We start from the raw sequence: 1,239 nt of genomic DNA, 5'->3' as shown, positions 1-1,239 counted from the left end.
GGGCCGGAGCCGCGGCCTTGGCGGCTGCGGCGGCCTTGGCGGCGGCGTCGCGCGCCGCGGCGGCTTCTGCAGCAGCGCGGGCTTCCGCGGCGCTACGGTCGGCCGCTTGGCGTTCCTGATGTTCGCGAGCGGCCTCGATGGCGCGCTGGCGGGCCACCATCTCGCTTTGCGACAGGCCGCCGGCTGAACCGCCGCCGCCCGAAGACGACTGCGGACGCGGGGCGTCGCCTTGACGGCGCTCGGCCGAGGACGGCGCGGCGAGATTGCCGGCCGGCGGCACGTGCGGGCGCACGCGCTTGGTTTCAACCACCACCGTCTTGGTGCGGCCGTGGCTGAAGCTCTGCTTCACGACGCCAGCGCTGACAGACCCTTGACGGGGCTTCAGCGTAATGGGCGCTCGCCCGCCGGGGTTGGAACCAGGCCGACCGTTATCGTTCTCGTCGCTCATGCGCTCGCTTGTACTTCCGCCGGCTGGGCCGGCCAAAAACGTTTGATCCATGTGAGAAAGGGGCCTGGACGTACTTCCCAAAGGAAGCGCGTTTCCCGACCCTTCGCTCAGGAGCGGATCACGCTCCTCATTTCAAGTTCCAGACCCCTGTCGCCGACGAATGGAGCCATTCGTCGAGGCCAGGACCCTAGGGCTCCTCGCGCCAACTCGCCGACCAACTCGAGGGAAGGAGTGGGCGGAAGCCTGATAACCGCTCGACGTCCAAAGTCCAGCGATCAGTGCCGCGCCCGGCAAGAAGCGCCGTGTGTATCACATTCTCCCCGCCCAAGGCCAAACCCAATTCGTCGGAGCTGAACATCCCGCAGATTTTCGGGCTGTTCGGGGCCTTGTGGACCGCGGTGAGAATCTTCCGGCGACCATCGGCTGCGCCGTCGGACGCCTCGATGAGCCAGGCGGTCTGTCCCGAAGCCAAAGCCGAGGAGACCTTTTCGAAGCCTGAGATAATCGTTCCGCCGCGCCGTGCAAGCCCCAGCCCGTCCAGAACCCGCTTGGACAGCAGCCGTTCCACCTGGTCGGCCAGATCGGCCGGGGCGGACAGCTTGGTCTTGGCCGAGCGCGAAAACAGGCCCTTCTTGGCGGCCGTCGTCACCGCCTCGCGGGTGGCGTCGACCCACATGCCGCGCCCGGGCAGCTTGCGCGCCACGTCAGGCACCACGGTCCCGTCGGGCCCGACCACGAACCGCACCAGGCGCGCCTCGTCCGTCGCCTCGCCCAGGACGATGTCCTTGCGC

Annotated in this window: 2 protein-coding genes; both read right to left on the bottom strand. The window is 68.5% G+C overall.

The features are described 5' to 3' along the window. Positions 1-448, bottom strand: a 448-nt coding sequence (locus AC1DZ6_RS25425) for a translation initiation factor IF-2 associated domain-containing protein (RefSeq protein ID WP_477099861.1), incomplete at its 3' end; no start/stop codon positions are given. 187 nt (positions 449-635) lie between these two features. After that, positions 636-1,239 (bottom strand): RNA-binding protein (locus tag AC1DZ6_RS25420; RefSeq protein WP_477099860.1); only part of this gene is annotated, 604 nt, incomplete at its 5' end.

Source organism: Caulobacter sp. P1_B12_2 (assembly GCF_056406675.1).
The sequence above is the reverse complement of the archived record's forward strand: the minus strand, read 5'-3'. Positions and strand labels throughout refer to the sequence as shown.